Origin of the sequence: Modestobacter sp. Leaf380, assembly GCF_001424485.1 — a bacterium.
Taxonomy (GTDB): Bacteria; Actinomycetota; Actinomycetes; order Mycobacteriales; family Geodermatophilaceae; genus Klenkia.
Genome location: NZ_LMQC01000005.1, coordinates 26,475 through 49,027 on the forward strand (window position 1 = coordinate 26,475; position 22,553 = coordinate 49,027).

Sequence of the window (22,553 nt, forward strand, 5' to 3'; positions counted from 1 at the left end):
CTCCGTCGGCCCCTCGGCAGCGGACCGCCCCGGGCTCGCGGGGGGCGGGGGGCCGAGGGGGGCTCCGTCAGTCACGCGGGTCGTCCGGGTCCAGGCCGAACAGCGGGAAGGCCGCCGTCCGGGTGCGGGTGATGGCGCGGTCGACCCGGTTCTCGGTGAAGGGGTCCCAGTGCTGGAAGCCGGTCCAACCGCCCTCGGTCATCGTGGCGGGGGGTTCGGTGCGCAGCCCCCGGGCCAGCACGTCGCGCACCCAGGAGTCCGGGATGGCGGTGGTCGGCGTCAGCGGGTCGCCGCCGACCTCGGCGAGCAGGTGGGTCCAGGCCCGCGGCACGCAGCGCACCAGGCCGTAGCCACCCCCACCGAGCACCACCCAGCGGCCCTCGCACACCTCGTGGGCCAGGTCGTGCATGGCCTTGTAGGAGGCCCGCTGGCCGTCGACGGTGAGCGCGAGATCGGCCATCGGGTCCTCGTGGTGGGCGTCGCAGCCGCACTGGGTGATGAGGATCTGCGGCTGGAAGGCCCGCACCACGCTGGGCACGACGGCGTGGAAGGCGCGCAGCCAGCCCGAGTCGTCGGTGCCGTTGGGCAGCCCGATGTTGACCGCGGTCCCCGGGGCCTTCTCCGGGTCGCCGGTCTCCTCGGGGAAGCCGGTGCCCGGGAAGAGGGTCAGCGGGGTCTGGTGGATGCTCACCGTCAGCACCCGGGGGTCCTCGTAGAACGCCGCCTGGACGCCGTCGCCGTGGTGCACGTCGAGGTCGACGTAGGCGATCCGCTCGTAGCCCTGGGCCAGCAGCCAGGCGATCGCGACGGCCGCGTCGTTGAAGACGCAGAAGCCGGACGCGGCGTCGCGCATGGCGTGGTGCAGCCCGCCGGCGATGTTCACCGCGTGCTGGGCCCGGCCCTCGTGCACCAGCCGGGCGGCGGCGACCGAGCCACCGGCGATCAGCGCGGCGGAGTCGTACATGCCCTCGAAGACCGGGTTGTCCGCGGTGCCCAGGCCGTGGCCCACGCCCTGGGGGTCGCTGGGCGCCCGCTCCACCGCGTCCAGGTAGGCCTGGTCGTGCACCAGGGTGAGCAGGTCGGCGCCGGCGGCCTCCGGCTTCACCACCTGGATGCGGTCGTTGGACAGCACGCCGAGGGTGTCGGCCAGCCGCATCGTCAGGTCCAGCCGCACCGGGTGCATGGGGTGGTCCCCGCCCATGGTGTAGCCGAGCAGGGCGTCGTCCCAGACGACGGAGACGGCGTCGCTCACGCTCGCGCCCCGTCAGCTCGGCGGGGCGTTTGGGTCGGGTCGTGCCTCATCGCGCGATCACCGTCGCGACGCTACCGGGGACGACGCGCCACGGCGCCCCCTCGCACGGGCGGGGACCCGTCGCAGCCCCGGCCGGGTGGCGCGACCCCCGTAGGATCGGGGGCAGACGACGACGGAGGAGCCTGCCGTGAACGACCTCATCGACACCACCGAGATGTACCTCCGGACGATCTTCGAGCTCGAGGAGGAGGGGATCACCCCCCTCCGCGCCCGGATCGCCGAGCGCCTGCACCAGAGCGGTCCCACGGTCAGCCAGACGGTCGCCCGGATGGAGCGCGACGGGCTGCTCAGCGTGGAGGGCGACCGGCACCTGCAGCTGTCCGACGAGGGCCGCGCGCTGGCCACCGCCGTGATGCGCAAGCACCGCCTGGCCGAGTGCCTGCTGGTGGACGTGATCGGCCTGGACTACGCCGACGTCCACGAGGAGGCCTGCCGCTGGGAGCACGTCATGAGCGAGGCGGTCGAGCGCAAGCTGCTCACCCTGCTCGGCAACCCCGAGGTCTCCCCCTTCGGCAACCCGATCCCGGGCCTGGACGCGCTGGGTGCGGTCTCCCGCACCTCGCAGGACACCCTGACGCTGCTGTCGACCTCCGCGACCCCGGAGGGCACGTCGGTCGTGGTGCGCCGGATCAGCGAGCAGTTGCAGGAGGACGCCGAGCTGCTGCGCTCCCTCGCCGACCAGGGCGTGCGCCCCGGCACGACGGTGCGGGCCTCGCTCAGCAACGGCGCGGTGAGCATCGACGGCGCCGTGCTGCCCCCCGGCGTCGCCCAGCACGTGTTCGTGAGCCTGGCCGAGGTCGAGGAGCCCGTACCGGCGGGCTGACCCACCCGCACGCCGCAGCACTGACGGCCGCGTCCCCACCCGGGGGCGCGGCCGTCGTCGTCCCCGCCGATTTCCTTCGCCGGGCTCACGACCGGGTCACTAGGCTGGGGTCCCGTCGTCAGTGCGTCCCCGCGTGAGTCCGTCAGAGAGTCGAGGCCCGGGTGTCCGAGTCCCCCAGCAGCCAGCACCAGCCGACCGCCGGCTCGCCCCCGGTCGGCATGAACGAGGAGATCGCGGCCCAGCCGCTGGAGGACGGGCCGGCCCCGACGCCGTTCCACCGGCTGGCCGACTTCGTCGCCCTCCCCCGGCTCGGCGGCCTGGCGCTGTCCGCCGACGGCACCCGACTGGTGACCTCGGTGTCGACCCTGGCCCCGGACCGGAAGACCTGGCAGAGCGCGCTGTGGGAGATCGACCCCACCGGCGCCCGCGACGCCCGCCGGCTGACCCGGTCTGCTCCCGGTGAGTCCGGCCCGGTCTTCTCCCCCGACGGCACGCTGCTGTTCACCTCCGCCCGGCCCGACCCCGACGCCGGCAAGGACGCCGGGGAGCCGAAGCCGGCGCTGTGGGCGTTGCCCGCACAGGGCGGTGAGGCCCGGCTGGTCGTGTCCCGCCCGAACGGCCTGTCCGGGGTGACCGTGGCAGCCGACTCCGGTGACGTCGTGGTGGTGGCCGGCACGACCCCGGGCGCCGCGGACGCGAAGGCCGACAGCGAGCAGCGCGACGCGCGCAAGGACGCCGGGGTGACGGCGATCCTGCACGAGACCCACCCCGTCCGGTACTGGGACCACGACCTGGGCCCCGTCGTCCCGCACGCGTTCTGGCTCGGCGGCCTGCCGGCCGAGGGCGACCGCGACCCGGCCTGGCGGGACCTCACCCCGGACGCCGGCGCCCCGCACGGGGCCGGGTCCGACGTCGCGCTGTCCCCCGACGGCGCCCTGCTGGCCCGCAGCGAGGAGGTGTCCGAGGCCCGCGCGTCCTGGCGCAACCGCCTGGTGGTCACCGACACCGCGACCGGCGACACCCGGGTGCTGGTCGACGACCCGGACGCCGACGTCTACGCGGCCGCCTGGTCCCCGGACGGCCGGCGCCTGGTGTGCGTCCGGGAGTCCGCGTCCACCCCGACCCGGGCACCGGACCACACGCTCCTGCTGGTCGACGTCGCCGACGGCGCGACCACCGACCTGACCGCGGGCTTCGACCGCTGGCCGTCGGCGCCGCAGTTCGACGCCGCGGGCGCGGCCGTCTACTTCCTGGCCGACGACGACGGCCGGCACGCCGTGTTCCGGGTCGTGCCGGGCGAGGCACCGGTGCGGCTGACCCGCGACGGCGCCTACAGCGACCTGCAGGTGGCCCGGGACGGCTCGGCGCTGTTCGCGCTGCGCTCGGCGTTCGACCACCCCTCGGCCCCGGTCCGGCTGGACCCGACGGCCACCGACCAGCAGCCCGAGCCGCTGCCCAACCCGGGCACGATCAGCGCCCTGCCGGGCACCCTGCGCGAGCTGGACGCGACCGGCCTGGACGGCAGCCGGGTGCAGTCCTGGCTGGTGCTGCCCGAGGGCGCGAGCGCGGAGCACCCGGCACCCCTCCTGCTCTGGATCCACGGCGGGCCGCTGATGAGCTGGAACAGCTGGTCCTGGCGCTGGACGCCGTGGGTGCTCGCCGCCCGTGGCTACGCGGTGCTGCTGCCCAACCCGGGGCTCTCGCAGGGCTTCGGCCAGGCCTTCGTCGAGCGGGGCTGGGGCGCCTGGGGAGCGGAGCCCTACACCGACCTGATGGCCGCCACCGACGCCGCGGTCGCGCTGCCCGAGGTCGACGGCACCCGGACGGCGGCGATGGGCGGCTCCTTCGGCGGCTACATGGCCAACTGGGTGGCCACCCAGACCGACCGCTTCGACGCGATCGTCACCCACGCCAGCCTGTGGCACCTGGACGCCTTCACCGGCTCGACCGATGCCTCCTACTACTGGGAGAAGGAGTTCGGCGACCCGCTGACCGAGCCCGAGCGGTACGAGGCGAACTCGCCGCACCGGTACGCCGACGCGATCACCTCGCCGGTGCTGGTGATCCACGGCGACAAGGACTACCGGGTGCCGATCGGTGAGGGGCTGCGGCTCTGGTACGACCTGCAGAAGCGGGGCGTGCCGTCGAAGTTCCTCTACTTCCCCGACGAGAACCACTGGATGCTCACCCCCGGCAACGCCACCGTCTGGTACGAGACGGTCATCGCGTTCCTCGCCGACCACGTGCTCGGGGAGGGCTGGCAGCGCCCGGCGCTGCTCTGACCCCACGCGGGTCGGCACCGACCGCCGCTGCCACCAGCCGACGCAGGTCGGCCGGTGGCAGCGCCGCGTCCAGGGCCGACCGGAGCAGCTGGGCCAGGGCGTGGTCGGGACGGCTGTCCAGCGCCCGGTCCAGGGCCGCGTGGGCGGTGGTGCCGTCCCCGCGCGACCAGGCGCAGACCGCGAGCAGGGTCGCCGGGGCGGCGTCCAGCGGGGCGGGCAGCCGACGGGTCAGCTCGGTCCACAGCGTCTCGGCGGCCACCGCGCGGGCCTCGCCGTCGCCACCGCAGTCCTCGGCGTCTGCGTCGACCAGCCCCAGGGCGAGGGCGCGGTCCCGCAGGGCGGTGTCGACCAGCGCGAAACCGGCGCGGGCGACGTCGTCGTCGGTGAGCCTGTCGCGGGAACCAGGGGCGCACCGGGCCAGGGCGATGCAGACGTCGTCCCACCCGGTGTCGGCCAGGTGCTCCCAGCCGTGTGCCTCCAGCTCGGCGGCCCGGGCGGCGGCGACCCCGTCGCAGGCGGCGGCGACCGCGGCGGCCTCGGCGCCGACCACCGGGGCGAGCCGCTCGACCAGGGCGTCCCGCGAGGCCGCCGGCACCCGTCCGGCCACCGTGGACGCGACGGCCAGCGGACTGGTGCCGCCCGGCAGCGGTCTCCCGGCGCCCGGAGCGCAGCAGGGCTCGGCGCAGTCGTAGGACCAGCAGCGACCGGACCGGACCAGCAGCGTCTCGGGCACGGTGACCCCGGCGTCGGTCAGCCGGCCGACCACCTCGGCGAGCAGCACCCGGCCGGGCAGCACCGGACCGACCGCGTCGTCGAGGAGCCGGGGTCCGACGGCGGGACCGAGTCCGTCGGGCTCCTCGGTGACCACGAGGACCACGGCGGCATCGGGCGCGGAGTCGGCGAGGCAGCCGACCACCTGCCCGGCGACGGCGGCCTCCAGACCAGGGGGCGGCAGGTCCACCCGCAGCGTCAGGCCCACCCGGCGGGCCCGGGCGCCGCTGAGCGCCACGACGACCAGGGACTCCTCCGGGGCGAAGCCCAGCAGGTGCGGCAGGGCGGCTGCCAGGTCGGGGCCGGCAGCGAGCCGGACGGTGGACGGGAGCGGCGCGGCGGAGGACATGCCGCCACCCTGGGAGCCGGGCGCGGTCCCCGGGCGGCCCGCCGGGGTCCTGGGGACGGCACCCCCCGGTGTGGACGACGGCGAGCGCCGTCCGCACCGGTCGTGCTCGCAGCTCAGTCGAGCGCGGCGGCCTGGAAGTCGTAGGCGTCCTCGAGCAGGGTCGCGAAGGCGGCGGTGTCCACGGCACCGGTCGGGCTGAGCGTGACCAGCGTGATCAGCCGGTCGCCGTCCTGCACGATGCCGACGACCGCCGGGATCGTCAGCGGCGCCCCGTCGGGCCCGGTGACCGTGGTCGTGTACGACAGCGCGGCCGCGCCGTCGCCCAGGTCGGGGACCGGGACGGCGGCGAAGGTGATCGTGGCGGAGCCGATCTCCGGGGAGGAGATGGTCGCCTGGGGGCACTCGGCCGCGGCCGCGGCGAGGGTCCCGACCGGGTCGTCCTGGTCACCGCCGATGCTGATCAGCTGCACGGAGGTGGACTGCGCACCGGTGACGCTCTGGGCGGCGAACGCGTCGAGGTCCTCGACGCCGATCTGGCTGCCGTCGACCGCCTGGTCGCAGGACTCGGGGGTGATGGTCACGTCCCCGGCGTCGGCAGCGCTCGCGGCGCCGGCGGCCAGCTCGGCCTCGCTCAGCGGGGCCGCCACGGACCCGGCGCCGAAGGAGTCGGCGGGCAGCAGCCCGGCCGTCAGGTCCTCGGACGCGCTCCCGCCGCCGGTGTCCTCGCCCCCGCCTCCGCCCTCGCTGGAGGGTGCTGCCGAGGACGACTCGGCGGAGGTCGGGGCCGGGGACGCCGTCCCCTCCTCCTCGCTGGTGCAGCCGGCCAGCAACAGCACGGTGGACAGCCCGGAGGCCAGGACGAGGACGGGCCGGGTCGAGGTCACGCCGACCATCGGACCACGGCCCGGCCGGACCCGGCGAGTCGGTGCCGTCTCGCCCGGGTGTGTCGGCGTCCGGGTCGGGCGGGTCGGGTCAGTCGAGGGTGTCGGCGGCGTGCTGGGCGGCAGCGGCGAGCAGCTCGTCGAAGGCCGCGGCGTCCGGTGCGGTGGCGACCGCACCGGCGACCAGGGTCAGCAGCCGGTCGCCGTCCTGGACGACGCCGAGCAGCGCGGAGCCGCCGATCTGCATGCCGCCCTGCCGTGTGACGGTGGCCGTCACCGGGACCACGGCGGCGGCGTCGCCGAGGGCGGGCGCGGTGACCGTGCCGAAGGTGATGACGGCGTCGCCCATCGGGGTGCTGACGGTGGCCGTCGGGCAGGCCGCGACGGCGTCGGTCAGGGTGCTGACGACGGCGTCGCCCGGGCCGCCGACCGTGAGCAGCTCGGCGCTGGCGGTGAACCCGCTGCGGGCGACCTGCCCGGCCGCGTCCTGCACGTCGGCGGGGTCGCCGAGGGCGGCCCGGGCGGCCTCCAGGGCGGTGACGCAGGTGTCGGGTGTGACCGTGACGGCACCCGGGTCGTGCTCGCCGGCCGCGCCGAGTGCGGCGCTGAGCTGGTCGGCGGTGACCGGGGTGACCTCGGCGTCGGGCGCGAACTCCTCCGCGGGCAGCAGGCCGTCGGCCAGCGGGACCGCGTCCTCGGTCGCCGCGGCCGGGGAGACCGCCACCGGCGCGGCGGCCGGGGTGGCCGTGGCGCCGCACCCGGAGAGCAGGAGCGCGGAGGAGGCGGCGGCGGTGGCGAGCAGGAGCGGGGTGCGGCGCATCACCCCACGGTAGGCGCTGTGCACGGTCGGCGGGAGCTGTCGCAGCCGCTGGCTACAGTCCGCGGCATGGGACGGTCGCTGCGCATCGCACTGCTGTCCTACCGCTCCAAGCCGCACAGCGGCGGGCAGGGCGTGTACGTCCGGGCGCTGTCCCGGGAGCTGCGCGAGCTCGGTCACCGGGTCGAGGTGTGGTCCGGTCAGCCCTACCCCGAGCTCGACGCCGGCGTCCCGCTGACCCGGCTGCCCAGCCTGGACCTGTACCGCGAGCCCGACCCGTTCCGCACGCCGTCCTGGCGGGAGTTCCGGGACTGGGTCGACGTCGCCGAGTTCGCCACCGTGTGCACCGCCGGCTTCCCCGAACCGCTGACCTTCTCGCTGCGGGCAGCCCGGCTGCTGCGTGCGCGGCGGCACGAGTTCGACCTCGTGCACGACAACCAGTCGCTGGGCTGGGGCCTGCTGCGCACCGGGCTGCCGACGGTCGCCACCGTGCACCACCCGGTCGCGATCGACCGGGGCCTGGAGCTGGCCGCGGCGCCCTCGCTGCGCCGGCGGGTGACGCTGCACCGCTGGTACGCCTTCACCGGCATGCAGGCCCGGGTGGCCCGGCGGCTGGACGGCGTCACCACGGTGTCCGACAGCTCCCGCCGCGACATCCAGACGCACCTGGGCGTGCCCGCCGACGACGTCACGGTGGTGCCGGTGGGCATCGACCCGGTCGCCTTCTCCCCCGGCTCCGGCCCGCGGGACGCCGACCACGTGGTGGTCACGACCAGCGCCGACGTCCCGCTCAAGGGCCTGGTCCCGCTGCTGGAGGCATTGGCCAAGCTGCGCACCGAGCGGCCGGTGCGGCTGACCGTCGTGGGCAGCGCGAAGCCCGGTGGCCTGGCCGCGGTGGCGGTCGAGCGGCTGCAGCTGGGCGACGCCGTCCGCTTCACCGGTCCGCTCCCCCAGGCCGACCTGGTCGACCTGCTGCGCACGGCGACCGTGGCCGCCGTCCCCTCGCTGTACGAGGGCTTCTCGTTGCCCGCGATCGAGGCGATGGCCTGCGGGACCCCGCTGGTCGCGACCGACGCCGGCGCACTGCCCGAGGTCGTCGGGGACGCCGCCCTCCAGGTCCCCGCCGGGGACGTCGACGCGCTGGCCGCGGCGCTGGGCCGGGTGCTGGACGACGAGGGTCTCCGGCGGCGGATGGGCCGGGCCGGCCGTGAGCGGGTGCTGGCGAACTACACGTGGCGGTCGACGGCCGAGCGCACCGCCGCCTGGTACGAGGAGGTGCTGGCGCGGTGCTGACCGTGGACTACGACCGGCTCGACGTGCGGGCCGGGCACACCGTGCTGGACCTGGGGTGCGGCGAGGGCCGGCACGCCTTCGAGGCCTACCGGCGCGGGGCGACGGTCGTGGCGCTGGACTGGGGCACGTCGGAGGTGACGACGACGCAGACCTGGCTGGGCGCGATCGACGCCGCCGGGGAGGCACCCTCCGGTGCGGTGGCGACGGCGGTGCGGGGGGACCTGCTGCACCTGCCGGTCCCCGACGCCAGCGTCGACCGGGTGATCGCCTCGGAGGTGCTGGAACACATCCCCGACGACGCGACCGCGTTCGCCGAGATCGCCCGGGTGCTCGCGCCCGGCGGGCGGGTGGCGGTGACGGTGCCGCGGTACGGCCCGGAGCGGGTGTGCTGGGCGCTGAGCGACGAGTACCACGCGAACGAGGGCGGGCACATCCGCATCTACCGGGCCGACCAGGTCCGGGCCCGACTGCGGGCAGCGGGCCTGGTGCCCGGCGGGAGCCACCACGCGCACGCGCTGCACGCCCCGTACTGGTGGCTCAAGTGCGCGGTCGGCGTAGAGCGGGACACCGCGGTGGTGCGGGCCTACCACCGGCTGCTGGTCTGGGACCTGACCCGTCGCCCGTGGCTGACGAGGACGGCCGAGCGGCTGCTGGACCCGGTGATCGGCAAGAGCCTGGTGGTCTACGCGGAGAAGCCGCCCGCGTGAGCGACCTCCCCGAGGTGCCCGGTGTGCTGAGCGCGGACCAGGTGGCGGCCACCGTCGCGGCGATCGCTGCGGAGCAGTCGGCCGACGGGATGCTGCCGTGGTGGCGCGGCGGGCAGCTGGACGCCTGGGACTCGCTCGAGGCGGCGATGGCGCTGACCGTCGGCGGCGAGCACGACCGGGCCGCGGCGGCGCTGGACTGGTTGTGCGCGCGACAGGGTCCCGAGGGCGGATTCCCGGCGGAGTGGCGGGACGGCGCGGTCACGGCGCCGGGGGTGGAGAGCAACCACGCGGGCTACCTGGCCGTCGGGGTGTGGCACCACTGCCTGCTGACCGGTGACCTCGGCGCCCAGCAGCGCTGGTGGCCGCACGTCCGGCGGGCGCTGGACCTGGTGACGGCGATGCAGCTGCCCACCGGTGCGATCGGCTGGGCGCTGCGGCCCGACGGCACCCCGGACGACACGGCGCTGCTGACCGGGAACGCCAGCCTGCTGCAGGCGCTGCGCTGCGGGATCGCCCTGGCCGGGGCCAGGGACCAGCCGCAGCCGCACTGGGACCTCGCCGCCGCCGACCTGCAGGAGGCCCTGGCGCGACGCCCCGGGGACTTCGCCGACCGGTCGCGGTTCTCGATGGACTGGTACTACCCGGTGCTCGGCGGTGCGCTGACCGGTGCCGCGGCCCGGGACCGGCTCGGCGGCAGCTGGGACGCCTTCGTCGTCCCCGGGCTGGGGGTGCGGTGCGTGGCCGACCGGCCCTGGGTGACCGGGGCGGAGACCTGCGAGCTGGCGATGGCGCTGGCCGCGGCCGGGCAGCGCGACGCGGCGGTCGAGCAGCTGGCCGCGATGCAGCACCTGCGGGCCGAGGACGGCGGCTACTGGACGGGTTACGTCTTCGCCGACGACGCCGTCTGGCCCGTCGAGCGGACGACCTGGACGGCGGCGGCGGTGGTGCTGGCCGCGGACGCGGTGAGCGGTGCGACCCCGGGGGCACGGCTGTTCACCGAACCCGACCGGCCCGGCGTCGTGGTCGGGGAGCACCCCTGACGAGCCGGGTGCAGCGCGGGCTGGACTGGCTGCTGGCCGACCGCACCGACCCCGAGCGCCACTGGGTGGTCGCCCAGTGGCCCAACGTCGCGATCCTGGTCTTCCTGGTGCTGACGGTGGTCGCGTCGTTCGTCCCGGACGACGGGGCGCCCGGTGTGACCCTCTACGTGGGCACCCGCATCGCCGTCCTGTGGTGGGCCGGTGACGAGCTGCTCCGCGGGGTGAACCCGCTCCGCCGGATCACCGGCGCCGGCGTGCTGGTGTTCGTCGTCGCCGGCGTGCTGGCCCGCGTGTCGGGCTGAGGCGGTTGCCCCGGGGGGCTACTGCCCGACCCGGCCGTCGATGCACTCACGCAGCAGGTCGGCGTGCCCGCACTGCCGGGCGTACTCCTCGACACGATGCACCCACAGCTCGCGGACCGCGATGCCCTGCGGGCCGAGGCGTTCGCCGAGGTCCGGGTGGGCGGCCAGGGCGGCATCGGTCGACGCCTGCTCCCGGGCCAGGTCGGCATACGCGCCGTCGACCAGGGCCGGATCGGCCACGGCCCCGTCGAAGTCACCGTCGACGCCGTAGAGCGACTCCGGCGGCTCGCCGGGCACGAACCAGCCACGCCAGTCCCGCTCCACCTCGGCCAGGTGCCGGAGCAGACCCAGCAGGGACATCGTCGAGGGCGGCACGGAGCAGCGGGTCAGGTCCGTCGCGTCCAGCCCGTCGCACTTCATCAGCAGCGTCGTGCGGTGGTCGGTCAGGTAGTCCAGCAGTGTCGCCAGTTCGCCGTCCGGGCTGACGCCGTCGGTGTTGCGTGGATCGACCTCTGGGTCGACCCACATGTCCGGGTGGGTCGTCGCAGAGCTCCACCGGCGCTGTTGCTCGCTCACGGGGTCACCGTGGCCGCACCGCGGGAGCCGCGCAACCGAGTTCACCCGTCGTCGGGGAGCGCGCTCAGCGGCCGCCGCGGTTCAGGTCGGGGTCGGCCCGCAGGTCCCGGCGGGCGTCACGGACCCCTCGGCCCGGGTCCGACGACCGGGCGCCCCGGCGTCGCGCATCGCGGTCGTGCCACCACGACACCACGGCGAGCAGCACCAGGATGCCGCCGAGCACGCTCCAGACCACCCATGCCATCGCCCGACCGTAGCGGTCCGCGGGTGCGTCAGGCGTGGTCGATGCAGGTCCGGGCGGCGGGACGGGCCGCGAGGCGGGCGTCGCCGATGGGCCGGCCGCAGACCTCGCAGCGGCCGTACGTGCCCGCGGCAACCCGTGCGACCGCTGCGTCCAGCTCGATCAGCCGGGCGGTCGCCTGGGCGAGCACCGCGCCGAGCTGGGCCCGCTCGAAGCCGATGGTCGCACCCTCGGGGTCGTGCTCGTCGTCGGCGTTGTCCCCACGGGAGGCCTCGACGACGGCGGCGTACTCCGCGGTGAGCGCCTCGATCTGGGCCTCGGTGGCCGCGCGGGCCTGCGCCAGCAGGTCCTGGGGTGCGGTCACCGGTGCATGGTCCCGCGTCCAGCCCCACCGTGGACGGCGGATCCACCGACGGTCCCGGGGCCAGCCCTCATCACCGCGCTGTCAAGACCCGCACGAGATCTGTGGACAGGCCTCTGAGCTGGGGATTCGCCTGGTCGAGACGTCCGATCTGCGGTAGACTTCGAACACCTGATCGAACCATCTGGGAGGTGTCGTGAGCGAGCTCCGGTCCGCTGTGGACGCCCTGGCTGCCGATGACCTGCACGCCCTGACCGACGGGGTCCTGCTGGAGCGGACGGCGGAGATCGTGCAGACGATCAACCGGTTGCAGGCCGAGCTCGTGCGCACCGTGCGGCACGGCGACGTGATCGGGGCTGCCGAGCGCGAGGGGCTGAAGACGATGCAGTCCCTGCTGCGCGGGCACCACCACTACTCGCCGGGAGCCGCGGCGGCCGTGGTGCAGGCGGGGCGGGTGCTGGAGCACCTGCCGCACCTGGAGGCGGCATTCGCCGAGGGGGCCGTGACCGCGGCTCAGGTGGGTGTCGTCGCCGACGCGCTGCGCCCGCGGGACATCGCCGCGGCCGAGGAGCAGGGCATCGACCTGGACGCCTTCGACCGGGCCTGGACCGAGGTCGCCCGCACACTCCCGCACGCCAAGCTCGGGTTGGCGGTCCAGGCGTTCGCGAACGCGCTGGACCCCGACGGTCCCGAGCCCGACCCCACCGAGAACCGCTCCCTGACCTTCAGCCACCGCCCTGATGGCTCCGGCTCGGGACGCTTCGACCTGGACGCGGTCGGTTTCGAGAAGGCCATGGCCGCGATCGAGTCCATCGTGCAGGCCGACCGTCCCCTCGGGGACGTGCGCAACCGCGCCCAGCAGCAAGGCGACGCGTTCGTGCAGCTGTGCGACAACGCCCTCGCGCAGGGTGGCCTGCCGTTCCTACGGACGGTCAAGCCGCACGTCCTCGTCACGATCAACATCGAGGACCTGGTGGACCCGGCGACCGGCCGCGACACCGCCACCACCGGTTTCGGCGCGACGATCTCCGCCGCCCGGGCGCGCTGGGTCGCCTGCGACTCCGCCGTCACCCGCATCGTCATGGGACCCGACGGGCTCCCCCTCGACATCGGACGGACCAAACGGGTGGTCCCACCGCACGTCCGGCGGGCCGTGGAGGAACGGGACGGGCACTGCGTCTTCGCCGGCTGCTTCAACCCGACCCACTGGTGCGACGTCCACCACGTCCTCGAATGGGTCCTCGACCAGGGCGACACCAGCCTCGACAACTCAGCGCTGCTCTGCGAACGCCACCACACCAAGGTCCACCACGGCTTCCGCGTCGAACGCGACGACGGCGCACCACCCGGGAGACGGTGGCGCACCCACCGCCCCGACGGCACCGAGATCGTCCTCGACCGCCTGCTGAACTGACGGCCCTCCGCCTTGACTCTATGCTCGCTGCGCCGTGCGTCGGGCTCGCCGTGCCCGCAGCGCCTCGGTGGGTGTTCGCCTTGCTGTGCTCGCTGCGCCGAGCGCCGCGGCTTCCGCTGGCGCGGTCAGACGGGTAGGCAGCCGGCGGGGCGGGGCGGGGCCCGGCGCAGGGCAGCCCGGCGCGCTGTGCCGCCCAGCAGGGAGCGGCGCCACCCGTCGATCCGGTCAGCCGGTGGATTCCGGCGCTGCCAAGCCGGCACCCGACTCGGCAGCGGGTCCCTGCTCGAGCTCGGGTCCGCCGGAGTCCAGCGTGCGTCGGTGTTCGTCCCGGGCAGCTCGGGCCACCCGCAGCACCACCGTGACCAGGCCAGCCGACATGGGCACCGTCACCGGCCCCTGGACCAGGTAACCCACAGCGGGGACCTCTGCGGCAGCACCACCCACCGGGACCAGCCCACGGCCGCCATCGGTCCCACGGAGCACGAGGCCAGGCCCCCGAGCAGGGCGGCCCGCTGCCAGACCGGCATCGGCTGCCCCTCCCGACCGCGACCGCGAGCCCCACGCCGTCTGCGCAACGACCGGACCACCACGAAGGCAGCGGCCGCGTTCGCCTGACCCACCACCGGCGGCATCAGGGCGACTCCGGTCTGCCCCCGCGCCCACCTCACCAGCGGCACCAGCAGCTCGGCCGGGACGGCCAACGTCCTGGCCAGCTGGGCGGCGCCGGCCTCGGCCGCCGGCCCCGAGCGCCAGGCTGCCTTCACAGCGGCGAGCTCCGCGGCCCGCTCCTCGGACACGGACTCGGGCACGGACGCAGACGACTTCCGCTGGCGGAGCACCCGCCCACCCTCACCAGCCACCCACCACCCCGGCAACCGGACGGGCCCCGTCAGCCGACGTCAGCGGTCCGTCACCGGGACGTCAGCGACCGCGACCACGGTGACCACCATGACGCACACCATCGAGGCCGAGGGCCTCACCCTCAGCTACGGCAGCACGAAGGCCCTGGACGGCGTCGACCTCACCGTCCCGGCCGGCACCGTGCTCGGCGTGCTGGGCCCCAACGGCGCGGGCAAGACCACCGCCGTCCGGGTGCTCTCCACGCTGCTCCGCCCCGACGCCGGCCACGCCCGGGTCGCCGGCTTCGACGTCCGCACCCAGCCGCAGGAGGTCCGCCGCCGGATCGGGCTGACCGGCCAGTACGCCTCGGTCGACGAGGACCTCACCGGCGCCCAGAACGTCGCCATGATCGGTCGCCTGCTGGGCATGTCCCGAGCCGCGGCCAAGGCCCGCGCGGCCGAGCTGCTCGCCGGCTTCAGCCTCTCCGACGCCGCCGACCGCTCCGCCAAGACCTACTCCGGCGGCATGCGCCGCCGCCTCGACCTCGCCGCCAGCCTGGTCGGCCGCCCGCAGGTGCTCTTCCTCGACGAGCCCACCACCGGCCTGGACCCGCGCAGCCGCACCGAGGTCTGGGACGTCATCCGCCGGTTGGTCGCCGACGGCACCAGCGTGCTGCTGACCACCCAGTACCTCGAGGAGGCCGACGAGCTCGCCGACGACATCGTCGTCTTCGACACCGGTCGGGTCGTCGCGCACGGCACCAGCGACGAGCTCAAGCACCGCACCGGCGCGCAGACCCTCACCGTCCGCCCCCGCGACCGCGCCGACACCGCCACCGTCCTCGCCGTCCTCGAGCAGGTCGCCGGCACCGCCCCCGCCCTGGACGGGCACGGCACCGCCTCGGTGCCGGTCCGTAGCGAGGCCGCGCTGGGCACCGTGCTCGACCTGCTCACCACCCAGGGCGTCGGGCTCTCCGAGCTCGCCGTCCGGCTCCCCAGCCTCGACGAGGTCTTCCTCGCCCTCACCGGGCACGCCACGCAGTCAGACAACGAGAAGGAGGTCGCGGCATGACCACCGCCACCCGCCCCGCACCCCGCTTCGACGTCCCCGAGATCAGCTCCGCGCCGAAGCTCCCCGCCCTGCAACAGGCCCTCACCCTGGCCTGGCGCAACGTCGTCAAGATCCGGCACCAGCCCGAGGCGCTGATGGACGTCAGCCTGCAGCCGATCATCTTCACGGTGCTCTTCGTGTTCGTCTTCGGCGGCGCCATCGCCGGCGACTGGCACGACTACCTCACCTACCTGGTGCCCGGGATCCTCGTGCAGACCCTGATGTTCGCCACCGGCGGCATCGGCGTCGCCCTCAACAACGACATCACCAAGGGCGTCTTCGACCGCTTCCGCAGCCTGCCGATCGCCCGCTCGGCGCCGCTCGTGGGCGCCGTCCTGGCCGACGTCGTCCGCTTCGTGACCGCGATCGCCGTGCTCCTGGCGTTCACCGCCCTGCTCGGCTTCCGCACCACCGAGGGCCTGCCGGCCGCGGCGCTGGCCGTCCTCACCGCCATCGGGTTCGCCATGTGCCTGTCCTGGGTCTTCGTCTGGATCGGGCTCACCGTCCGCTCGGCCGGCGCCGTCCAGGGCATCGGCTTCCTGGCGACCTTCCCGCTCACCTTCGGCAGCACCGCGCTCGTCTCGGCCGACACCCTCCCGGGCTGGCTGCAGGCGTTCACCCGCAACAACCCGGTCACCCACGTCATCGACACCGTCCGCGGCCTGATGCTGGGCGGCCCGGTCGCCGGGCCGCTGGCCTGGACCGTCGGTTGGTCGCTGCTGCTGCTCGCGGTCTTCGTGCCGCTGGCCATGCGGGCCTACCGGCGACGAGTCTGACCGCGTGGAACTGCTGACCTTCGCCGTCCTGGGCCTGCTCGTCGTCGTCGCTGCCGCGGCGGTCGGCGAGCGGCTCGGCGTCGCGGCCCCGCTGCTGCTCGTCGTCGCCGGTGTCGCGGTCAGCCTGCTGCCGGTGGTCCCGACCGTCGAGGTCGACCCCGAGTGGGTGCTGGCCGGCCTGCTCCCCCCGCTGCTCTACTCGGCGTCGGTCTCGGTGCCCACCATGGACCTCCGCCGGGAGCTCAGCGCCGTCAGCGGCCTGTCCGTGCTGCTGGTCGTGCTCAGCTCGGTGGTGCTGGGGTTCTTCTTCTCCCTCGTCGTCCCGGGACTGGGCCTGGCCTGGGGCATCGCGCTGGGCGCGGTGGTCAGCCCGACCGACGCGGTGGCCACCTCGATCGCCCGCCGGCTCGGCGTCCCGGCCCGGGCGGTCACCATCCTGGACGGCGAGAGCCTGCTCAACGACGCCACCGCGCTGGTCCTGCTGCGCGCCGCCGTCGCCGGCGCCGCGAGCACCGTCTCGCTGTGGGGGGTGGCCGGCAGCTTCCTCTGGTCGGTGGCGCTGGCCGCCGTGGTCGGGGTGGTCGTCGGCCGGGTGCACCTGTGGGTGCGCACCCGGGTGCACGAGGTCCCGGTGACGACGGCGCTGTCGTTCGCCGTCCCGTTCGTGGCAGCGATCCCGGCCGAGCTGGCCGGCGCCTCCGGGCTGGTCGCCGCCGTCGTCGCCGGGCTGGTCACCGGGTCGCGTGGACCACGGGTGCTGTCCCCCCGGGCCCGGCTGTCCGACGCGCAGAACTGGTCGACGGTCGAGGTGGTCCTCGAGGGCGCGGTCTTCCTGCTCATGGGGCTGCAGCTGGTCGGCATCGTCACCGACGTCCGGGAGGACCACGCCGGCGTCGGCCGGGCGCTGCTCATCGCCGGCGGCGCGCTGGTGCTGACCGTCGTCGTCCGGGCGGCCTACGTCGCGCCGCTGCTGCTGGTGCAGCACCGGCAGGCCCAGCGGGGCGTCGAGATGCGGCCGCTCTTCGCGGACATGCTGGACGGCGAACCGCCACGACGGGGACGCCGCCGGCGCACCACCCGGCCGATCAGCGACCGCCAGCGGGAGCGGTTCCGGGCCCGGGTGGCCTACGGGATCGCGTACCTGGACCACCTGCTCGCGCACCCGCTGGGCTGGCGCGAGGGCACCGTCGTCGTCTGGGCCGGGATGCGCGGCGCGGTCACCCTGGCCGCGGCCCAGACGCTGCCGCCGGACACCCCGAGCCGGTCGCTGCTGGTCCTCGTCGCCGTCGCGGTGGCCGTGGGGTCGCTGCTGCTGCAGGGTGCGACGCTCCCCCGGCTCGTCCGCACCCTGCTGCCGGGCGACGGCACCGGGGCCGACCAGGAGCAGCGCACCCGGTTGATGACGCTGCTGGTCCAGGCCGCGCAGACCGCGGAGCCGGGCGACCGGGTCGCCGCGCTGCGCGCCCAGCGCTCGGCCCTGCTCGACGCCCGGGACGGCGGGGACTACGACTCGGCGGTGCTCACCCAGGCACTGGCGGTGCTGGACGCTGACGAGATCGCGATGGAGCTCCGGGGTCGGCCGCCCGCCCCCCGATCCCCGGCCACGCCTGCCACCCCGGGATCCCCAGCTCGACCAGCGCCGCTTCCCGGGTGACCGCAGCGCCCTGCGCCCGCAGCTCCGCGACCCGCTCGGCCCCCAGCACGGCGCGCAGCCGGTCCGCCAGCGCGAGGACCACCGGGTCGCCGGCGTCGCCCCGGCCGCGGACCGCCGTGGCCACGCCCAGCAGCCGGGCTGCCTCGGCCGGGTCGTCCTCCGCCTCGGCCAGCACCGCCAGCCCGTGGACGACGACGGCGACCACCGGCATGTCCCCGGAGTCCGCGGCCGACCCCATCGCCCGGTCGAGCACGGCCCGCGACTCGACGCGCGCGGCGGCCGGGTCCGCGGCGGTGGCGGCCCCGGTGGCCAGCACCACCCCCAGCGAGGTCCGGACCAGGGCGTCCACCTGGTCGGGCCCGCTGATCACGTCCGCCAACGAGTCGACGGCGAGCCGGCCGCGCTCGAGGGCCTCCTCCGGTCGGCCGGCCAGCATCGCCAGCGTGCTGCGCATCGACTCCGCGAAGGCGAGGATCGGGCCGCCGTCCCGCGTGGCGGTGACCAGCACCGTGTCGATCTCCCGGGCAGCGCCGGCCAGGTCGCCCTGGGCGGCCCGCAGCCCGGCCAGCCGGATCCGCAGCAGCGGCGAGTCGTCGTGCGTGCCGAGCTCGTCGGACAGCGCCAGCGCCTCGATGGTCAGCTCCACGGCGCCGGCCAGGTCGCCGTCCTGGGCGCGGACCGCGGCCAGCGCACCGGCAGTCAGCGACCGGCCCCAGCGGTCCCCGAGCTCGAGGAACGCCTCGTGGGTCGCGGCCAGGTCACCCGTGCCGTCGGCGCCCAGCACGCCGGTGTTCTCCGCCACCTGGGCCACCACCGACCGCACCGCGGCGACCACCCAGGGGTCGGCGTGGTCGGCCAACGGGGCCAGCTCGTCCAGCGGCCCCCCACTGAAGGCGACGGCCAGCGCCCACCCGAAGGCCGCCAGCGGCTCCCCCGACGCCCAGGTGAGGGTCGGCGGCAGAGCCCGCACCTCGTCCAGCACCTCCTTGCCGCGCGCCCAGCCCCCGGTCTCGGCGGCGGCGAGCGCGGAGAAGGCCACGCAGACGCACCCCAGCGGGGTGGGTGCGGCCGGCAGCGCGAGGACGTCGGACAGCCAGCGACCCGCGGCGACCTGCCGGCCCGACAGCAGCCAGTACCAGCACAGCCGGCCGGCCAGGTGGACGGCGGTCTCCGCGGCGCCGACAGCCACCTCGCGCTGCAGCACCGCGACCAGGCCGTCGTGCTCGGCGTGCAGCTCGCGCAGCGCCCCCAGCTGCTCGGCCCCCCGCAGCAGCGGCTCGAGCCGGTCCAGCAGGTCCAGGCACCACGCGGTGTGCGCGGCCTCCACCCGGTCCCGCTCCCCCGCCGCCGTCAGCTGCTCGGCGCCGTAGGCCCGGACCGTCTCGAGCATCCGGTAGCGGACGGCGCCCGACTCGTCCGGCACGGCCAGCAGCAGCGACTTCTCCACCAGCCCGCCCACCGCGTCCAGCACCGACGACGGCCCGGCGCAGACCACCTCGGCGGCCTCCAGGGTGGCCCCGCCGCTGAACACCGACAGCCGCCGACCGACCGCCTGCTCGTCGTCGGTGAGGGCGTCCCAGCTCCACTCCACGACGGCCCGCAACGTCTGGTGCCGGGGCAGGGCGACCCGGCTCCCCCCGGTCAGCAGGGTGAACCGGTCGTCGAGGCGGGCCGCGATCTGCGCGATGCCCAGCGTGCGCAGCCGGGCCGACGCGAGCTCCAGGGCCAACGGCATGCCGTCCAGCCGCCGGCACACCTCCAGCACCACGGGCAGCGTCGCCGGGGTGACCGCGAACCCGGGCCGGGCGGCGGCGGCCCGGTCGGCGAACAGCCGGACGACGGGGGCGTCCGCGGCGGACGGGTCGTCGTCGGCCGGGACGGTGAGCGGGCCGATCGGCAGCAGGGTCTCCCCGGGCACCCCGAGGGGCTCCCGGCTGGTGGTGAGCACCCGCAGTCCGGCGCACCGGCTGAGCAGGTCGTCGGCCAGCGCGGCCACCGCGCCCACCAGGTGCTCGCAGTTGTCCAGCACCAGCAGCGCCTGCCGGTCGGCGAACACCTCGCGCAGCCGGTCACCGGCCTCCACCAGCGTGGGCACCCGCTCCAGGGACGTCGACTCGCGCTGCCCGACGGCGGTGAGCACCACGCCGGGCAGCAGCCGCGGGTCGGCCACCGGCGCCAGCTCCACCCACCACACGCCGTCCCGGACGTCGTGGTCGACGAGCCGGGCCGCCTCCAGGGCGAGCCGGGTCTTCCCCGCGCCGCCGGCACCGAGCAGGGTCACCAGCCGGCCGGTGTCCAGGGCGGACGCGACGGCGTGCAGCTCGGCCTGCCGGCCACGGAAGCTGGTCAGCGGGGCGCGCAGCACGGGGCGGGCCCGCGACGCCGGGGCCGCGTCGTCCCGCAGCACGGCGAGCTGCTCGGCCTGCAGCGCCGGCGAGGGGTCCAGACCCAGCTCGTCGGCCAGCCGGGCGCGGACCTGCTCGTAGGCGGCCAGCGCCTCGGCCGGCCGGCCCAGCCGGTGCAGCGCCCGGACCCGGAGCCGGGCCAGGGTCTCCCGCAGCGGGTGCGCGTCGGTCAGCACGTCCAGCTCGGCGAGGGCGGCAGCGGCGTCCCCCAGCTCGAGGACGGCGGTCAGCCGCTGCTCGGTCGCGGTCAGCCGCAGCTCCGCCCAGCGCACCGCCGGCGCCGCGGTGAACGCCAAGTCGCGCAGGTCGGCCAGCGGGTCCCCGGCCCACAGCGCCTCGGCCGCGGTGAGCAGCTCCACGACGGTGTGCGGGTCGCGGGCGTCGCGGGCCCGGCCGAGGAGGTCCTCGAAGGCCCCGGCGTCGACCGCGTCGCGGGGCAGGTCGAGCAGGTAGCCCGGGGGCCGGGCGCGCAGCGGCAGGTCCGGCGCGGCCCGGCGGACCCGGGACACCACCGCCTGCAACGCGTTGGCCGGCGCCGCGGGGGGCGCGCCGTCCCAGACGGCGTCCACCAGCGCGTCGACGCCGACCACCCGGCCCGGGTCCAGCGCCAGCCGGGCCAGCAGTGCCCGGGCCCGCCGTCCGCCGACGTCGACCGGGCCGTCGGGGCGCAGGACCGCGAACGGGCCCAGCAGGCGCAGCCGGGGGGTCACGCGTCCCGGCGCAGCAGCCGCAGCGACCCGGTGCCGGGCAGCTCGGTGAAGTCCCCGGACGCCAGCACCCGGGTGTAGACGCCGAACGGCGCCTGACCGCCGTCCGCGGGGTCGGGGAAGACGTCGTGCACGGTCAGCGTGCCGCCGACGGCGAGCTTCGCAACCCAGGCGTCCTGGTCCCGGCGCGCGGACTCCTCGGTGTGCGAGCCGTCCAGGAACAGCAGCGCCAGCGGCGTCGTCCACAGCGGGGCCAGGGTCTCCGACCGCGCCACGACGGCGACGACGACGTCCTCGGCCGGGTGCACGGTCCGCCGGAAGGCCGGCAGCGTGTCCAGCTGCCCGACGGCCGGGTCGACCAGCTCGGGCTGGTGGTACTCCCAGCCGGGCTGGTGCTCCTCGGAGCCGCGGTGGTGGTCGACGGTGACGACCCGCCGCCCGGACTGCACCGCCGCGGCCGCCAGGTACAGCGCGGACTTCCCCATCCAGCTGCCGATCTCCAGCAGCGGTCCGGGCACCTCGACGGCCAGCGCGGCCTCGTACAGCGCCCGCCCCTCGTCGGCGGGCATGAACCCGGGGGCGGCGGCTGCGGCGGCCAGCAGGTCCTCGGAGCGGGTCACGGCGGTCAGTCTCCTACCGGGCCAGCCGGTCCAGGAACCGCGGGGCGGGGCGGTCGCCGGCGGCCTTGGCGAAGAAGGCACCGGCCGCCGTCGTCACCGGGACGGCGAGCACCAGCGCGATGGCGCCGACGAAGGTGCGGATGACCTCCTCACCGACCTGCTGGCCGGTGACGACGTCCCACAGCGAGCGGTCGTAGATCTCGAAGAGCAGCAGCAGCGGCAGCGCGGCCCCGGCGTAGGCGAAGACGATCGTGTAGATCGTCGAGGCGATGTGGTCCCGGCCCACGGCCATGCCGCGGGCGAACAGCTGCCGCCAGGTCAGCGACGGGTCGACCTCGTGCAGCTGCCAGATGGCCGAGGCCTGGGTGATGGTGACGTCGTTGAGCACGCCGAGCCCGGCGACGGTGATGCCGGCCAGCACCAGCCCGGAGAAGTCCAGCGTCGGGTCGAAGGTGGACAGCTGGATCGTCTCCTCACCGGACAGCCCGGTGAGCCGGGCCGCGCCGACCGCCACCGCCCCGAGGACGGCGACCAGGATGAGGCCGAACAGGGTGCCGATGAGCGCGGTCGTCGTCCGGGCGCTGAAGCCGTGCGCCAGGTAGAGGACGACGAACATGATCGCCGAACTGCCCACCAGGGTGACCAGCACCGGCGAGGACTCCCCCAGGATGCCGGGCAGCACGAACTGCAGCAGCACCACGAAGGACACCACCAGCCCGACGATGGCCGCGATCCCCCGCCAGCGGGCGACGGCGGCGACCACCAGCACGAACGCCACGGCCAGGGTGATGATCGGCGTGCTGCGCGGGAAGTCCTGGAACTGGTAGTTCGCCCTCCCGGAGCCGTCGTCGCCGACGGTCAGCACCACGGTGTCGTCGGTGGCGATGCCGTAGGCGACGACCTCGGCGGGCAGGTCGACCGAGACGTAGTCGCCCCGACCCGGGTCCTCCAGCACCTCGACCACGGCGGTCGCGCAGGTCAGCTGCTGACCGGCCGCAGCGCCGGTGGAGCAGTCGTAGGTCTCCAGCGAGGCGACCCGGCCCTCGACGAGCTCGGCGTTGCCGTCGGGCAGGTACAGCTCGGCGGCCTGCGCCGCGCGGGTGTCCTCCCCCGAGGGCCACAGGGCGATCAAGCCGATGACGGTGGCCAGCCCGATGGGGACCAGCACCAGCAGCATCAGCCAGGTGGCCCGGCGACGGCGGGCGAGCACCTGCGGGGTGGCCGGGACGTCGTCGGCAGGGCCGTGGGAGTGGGTGTGGGCCGGCACCGGGC

The 22,553-nt window shown here is 75.7% G+C and carries 20 protein-coding genes and 1 pseudogene; 10 read left to right on the forward strand and 11 right to left on the reverse strand.

The window, feature by feature from the left end; genetic code table 11:
- Window positions 1–67: 67 nt before the first annotated feature.
- The gene (locus ASG41_RS05585) at window positions 68–1,252 is read right to left on the reverse strand and encodes an acetoin utilization protein AcuC (protein WP_056291143.1); all 1,185 of its coding nucleotides are present in this window, start codon (window positions 1,250–1,252) and stop codon (window positions 68–70) included.
- Window positions 1,253–1,439: 187 nt separating this feature from the next.
- Here ASG41_RS05585 and ASG41_RS05590 point away from each other — a divergent pair, with 187 nt between their 5' ends.
- Both ASG41_RS05590 and ASG41_RS05595 read left to right on the forward strand, forming a co-directional pair.
- Window positions 1,440–2,135, forward strand: a complete 696-nt coding sequence (locus ASG41_RS05590; protein WP_082556616.1) for a metal-dependent transcriptional regulator — start codon at window positions 1,440–1,442, stop codon at window positions 2,133–2,135.
- A 161-nt stretch (window positions 2,136–2,296) separates the two neighbouring features.
- On the forward strand, window positions 2,297–4,417 hold the full coding sequence (locus ASG41_RS05595) for a S9 family peptidase (protein WP_235564519.1): 2,121 nt from the start codon (window positions 2,297–2,299) through the stop codon (window positions 4,415–4,417).
- Here ASG41_RS05595 and ASG41_RS05600 read toward each other — a convergent pair.
- The 3 genes from ASG41_RS05600 to ASG41_RS05610 all read right to left on the reverse strand — a co-directional run bounded on the left by ASG41_RS05600 (window position 4,356) and on the right by ASG41_RS05610 (window position 7,238).
- Window positions 4,356–5,537 carry a DUF4192 domain-containing protein gene (locus tag ASG41_RS05600; protein WP_056291146.1) on the reverse strand — a complete coding sequence of 394 codons (1,182 nt, stop codon included), beginning with the start codon at window positions 5,535–5,537 and terminating at the stop codon, window positions 4,356–4,358. The two genes, ASG41_RS05595 and ASG41_RS05600, sit on opposite strands and share 62 nt — an antisense overlap.
- Window positions 5,538–5,650: 113 nt before the next feature.
- On the reverse strand, window positions 5,651–6,421 hold the full coding sequence (locus tag ASG41_RS05605) for a hypothetical protein (protein WP_157519064.1): 771 nt from the start codon (window positions 6,419–6,421) through the stop codon (window positions 5,651–5,653).
- A gap of 88 nt (window positions 6,422–6,509) precedes the next feature.
- A complete protein-coding gene (locus tag ASG41_RS05610) occupies window positions 6,510–7,238 on the reverse strand; it encodes a hypothetical protein (RefSeq protein ID WP_157519066.1) in 729 nt (242 codons plus the stop codon).
- A gap of 66 nt (window positions 7,239–7,304) precedes the next feature.
- Here ASG41_RS05610 and ASG41_RS05615 point away from each other — a divergent pair, with 66 nt between their 5' ends.
- The 4 genes from ASG41_RS05615 to ASG41_RS05630 are packed head-to-tail and all read left to right on the forward strand — an operon-like array spanning window position 7,305 to window position 10,577.
- Complete coding sequence (locus ASG41_RS05615; RefSeq protein ID WP_056291245.1) at window positions 7,305–8,528, forward strand: glycosyltransferase family 4 protein; 1,224 nt, start codon at window positions 7,305–7,307, stop codon at window positions 8,526–8,528.
- Window positions 8,522–9,235 (forward strand): class I SAM-dependent methyltransferase, encoded by a 714-nt coding sequence (locus ASG41_RS05620; RefSeq protein WP_056291154.1) that lies wholly within the window; start codon window positions 8,522–8,524, stop codon window positions 9,233–9,235. Before ASG41_RS05615 ends, ASG41_RS05620 begins: the two co-directional genes overlap by 7 nt.
- Window positions 9,232–10,275, forward strand: coding sequence for a prenyltransferase (locus ASG41_RS05625; protein ID WP_056291155.1), 1,044 nt, complete (start codon window positions 9,232–9,234; stop codon window positions 10,273–10,275). The genes ASG41_RS05620 and ASG41_RS05625 overlap by 4 nt, the downstream gene beginning before the upstream one ends.
- A gap of 8 nt (window positions 10,276–10,283) precedes the next feature.
- The gene (locus ASG41_RS05630) at window positions 10,284–10,577 is read left to right on the forward strand and encodes a hypothetical protein (protein ID WP_056291157.1); all 294 of its coding nucleotides are present in this window, start codon (window positions 10,284–10,286) and stop codon (window positions 10,575–10,577) included.
- Between the two features lie 18 nt (window positions 10,578–10,595).
- On the opposite strand, the gene ASG41_RS05635 is transcribed toward ASG41_RS05630, so the two are convergent.
- From ASG41_RS05635 to ASG41_RS05640, 3 genes are all read right to left on the reverse strand, one after another.
- A complete protein-coding gene (locus tag ASG41_RS05635) occupies window positions 10,596–11,153 on the reverse strand; it encodes a DinB family protein (RefSeq protein WP_235564520.1) in 558 nt (185 codons plus the stop codon).
- A 64-nt stretch (window positions 11,154–11,217) separates the two neighbouring features.
- A complete protein-coding gene (locus ASG41_RS23420; protein WP_157519068.1) occupies window positions 11,218–11,397 on the reverse strand; it encodes a hypothetical protein in 180 nt (59 codons plus the stop codon).
- Between the two features lie 28 nt (window positions 11,398–11,425).
- On the reverse strand, window positions 11,426–11,758 hold the full coding sequence (locus ASG41_RS05640) for a TraR/DksA C4-type zinc finger protein (protein ID WP_056291161.1): 333 nt from the start codon (window positions 11,756–11,758) through the stop codon (window positions 11,426–11,428).
- 193 nt (window positions 11,759–11,951) lie between these two features.
- Here ASG41_RS05640 and ASG41_RS05645 point away from each other — a divergent pair, with 193 nt between their 5' ends.
- Window positions 11,952–13,169, forward strand: coding sequence for an HNH endonuclease signature motif containing protein (locus ASG41_RS05645; protein WP_056291164.1), 1,218 nt, complete (start codon window positions 11,952–11,954; stop codon window positions 13,167–13,169).
- Window positions 13,170–13,555: 386 nt separating this feature from the next.
- Here the strand turns inward: ASG41_RS05645 and ASG41_RS05655 are convergent, their stop codons facing one another.
- Window positions 13,556–13,978, reverse strand: coding sequence for a hypothetical protein (locus ASG41_RS05655; protein ID WP_157519070.1), 423 nt, complete (start codon window positions 13,976–13,978; stop codon window positions 13,556–13,558).
- A 139-nt stretch (window positions 13,979–14,117) separates the two neighbouring features.
- Between ASG41_RS05655 and ASG41_RS05660 the strand changes: the two genes are divergently transcribed.
- From ASG41_RS05660 to ASG41_RS24550, 3 genes are read left to right on the forward strand one after another with little or no spacing between them, the layout of a single operon-like run.
- The gene (locus tag ASG41_RS05660; protein ID WP_056291247.1) at window positions 14,118–15,080 is read left to right on the forward strand and encodes an ATP-binding cassette domain-containing protein; all 963 of its coding nucleotides are present in this window, start codon (window positions 14,118–14,120) and stop codon (window positions 15,078–15,080) included.
- Entirely contained in the window at window positions 15,077–15,895 is an 819-nt protein-coding gene (locus tag ASG41_RS05665) for an ABC transporter permease (protein WP_056291171.1), read from the forward strand. Before ASG41_RS05660 ends, ASG41_RS05665 begins: the two co-directional genes overlap by 4 nt.
- Before the next feature lie 4 nt (window positions 15,896–15,899).
- Complete coding sequence (locus ASG41_RS24550; RefSeq protein WP_082556617.1) at window positions 15,900–17,549, forward strand: sodium:proton antiporter; 1,650 nt, start codon at window positions 15,900–15,902, stop codon at window positions 17,547–17,549.
- Window positions 17,550–19,962: 2,413 nt separating this feature from the next.
- On the opposite strand, the pseudogene ASG41_RS24555 reads toward ASG41_RS24550, so the two are convergent.
- From ASG41_RS24555 to ASG41_RS05685, 3 genes and pseudogenes are all read right to left on the reverse strand, one after another.
- Window positions 19,963–20,664, reverse strand: a pseudogene (locus tag ASG41_RS24555) (BTAD domain-containing putative transcriptional regulator); the annotation flags it as partial.
- The gene (locus tag ASG41_RS05680; protein WP_235564522.1) at window positions 20,661–21,281 is read right to left on the reverse strand and encodes a class I SAM-dependent methyltransferase; all 621 of its coding nucleotides are present in this window, start codon (window positions 21,279–21,281) and stop codon (window positions 20,661–20,663) included. The gene ASG41_RS05680 and the pseudogene ASG41_RS24555, both read right to left, overlap by 4 nt.
- A 13-nt stretch (window positions 21,282–21,294) precedes the next feature.
- Window positions 21,295–22,548, reverse strand: a complete 1,254-nt coding sequence (locus ASG41_RS05685) for a YibE/F family protein (RefSeq protein WP_056291175.1) — start codon at window positions 22,546–22,548, stop codon at window positions 21,295–21,297.
- Window positions 22,549–22,553 lie beyond the last annotated feature (5 nt).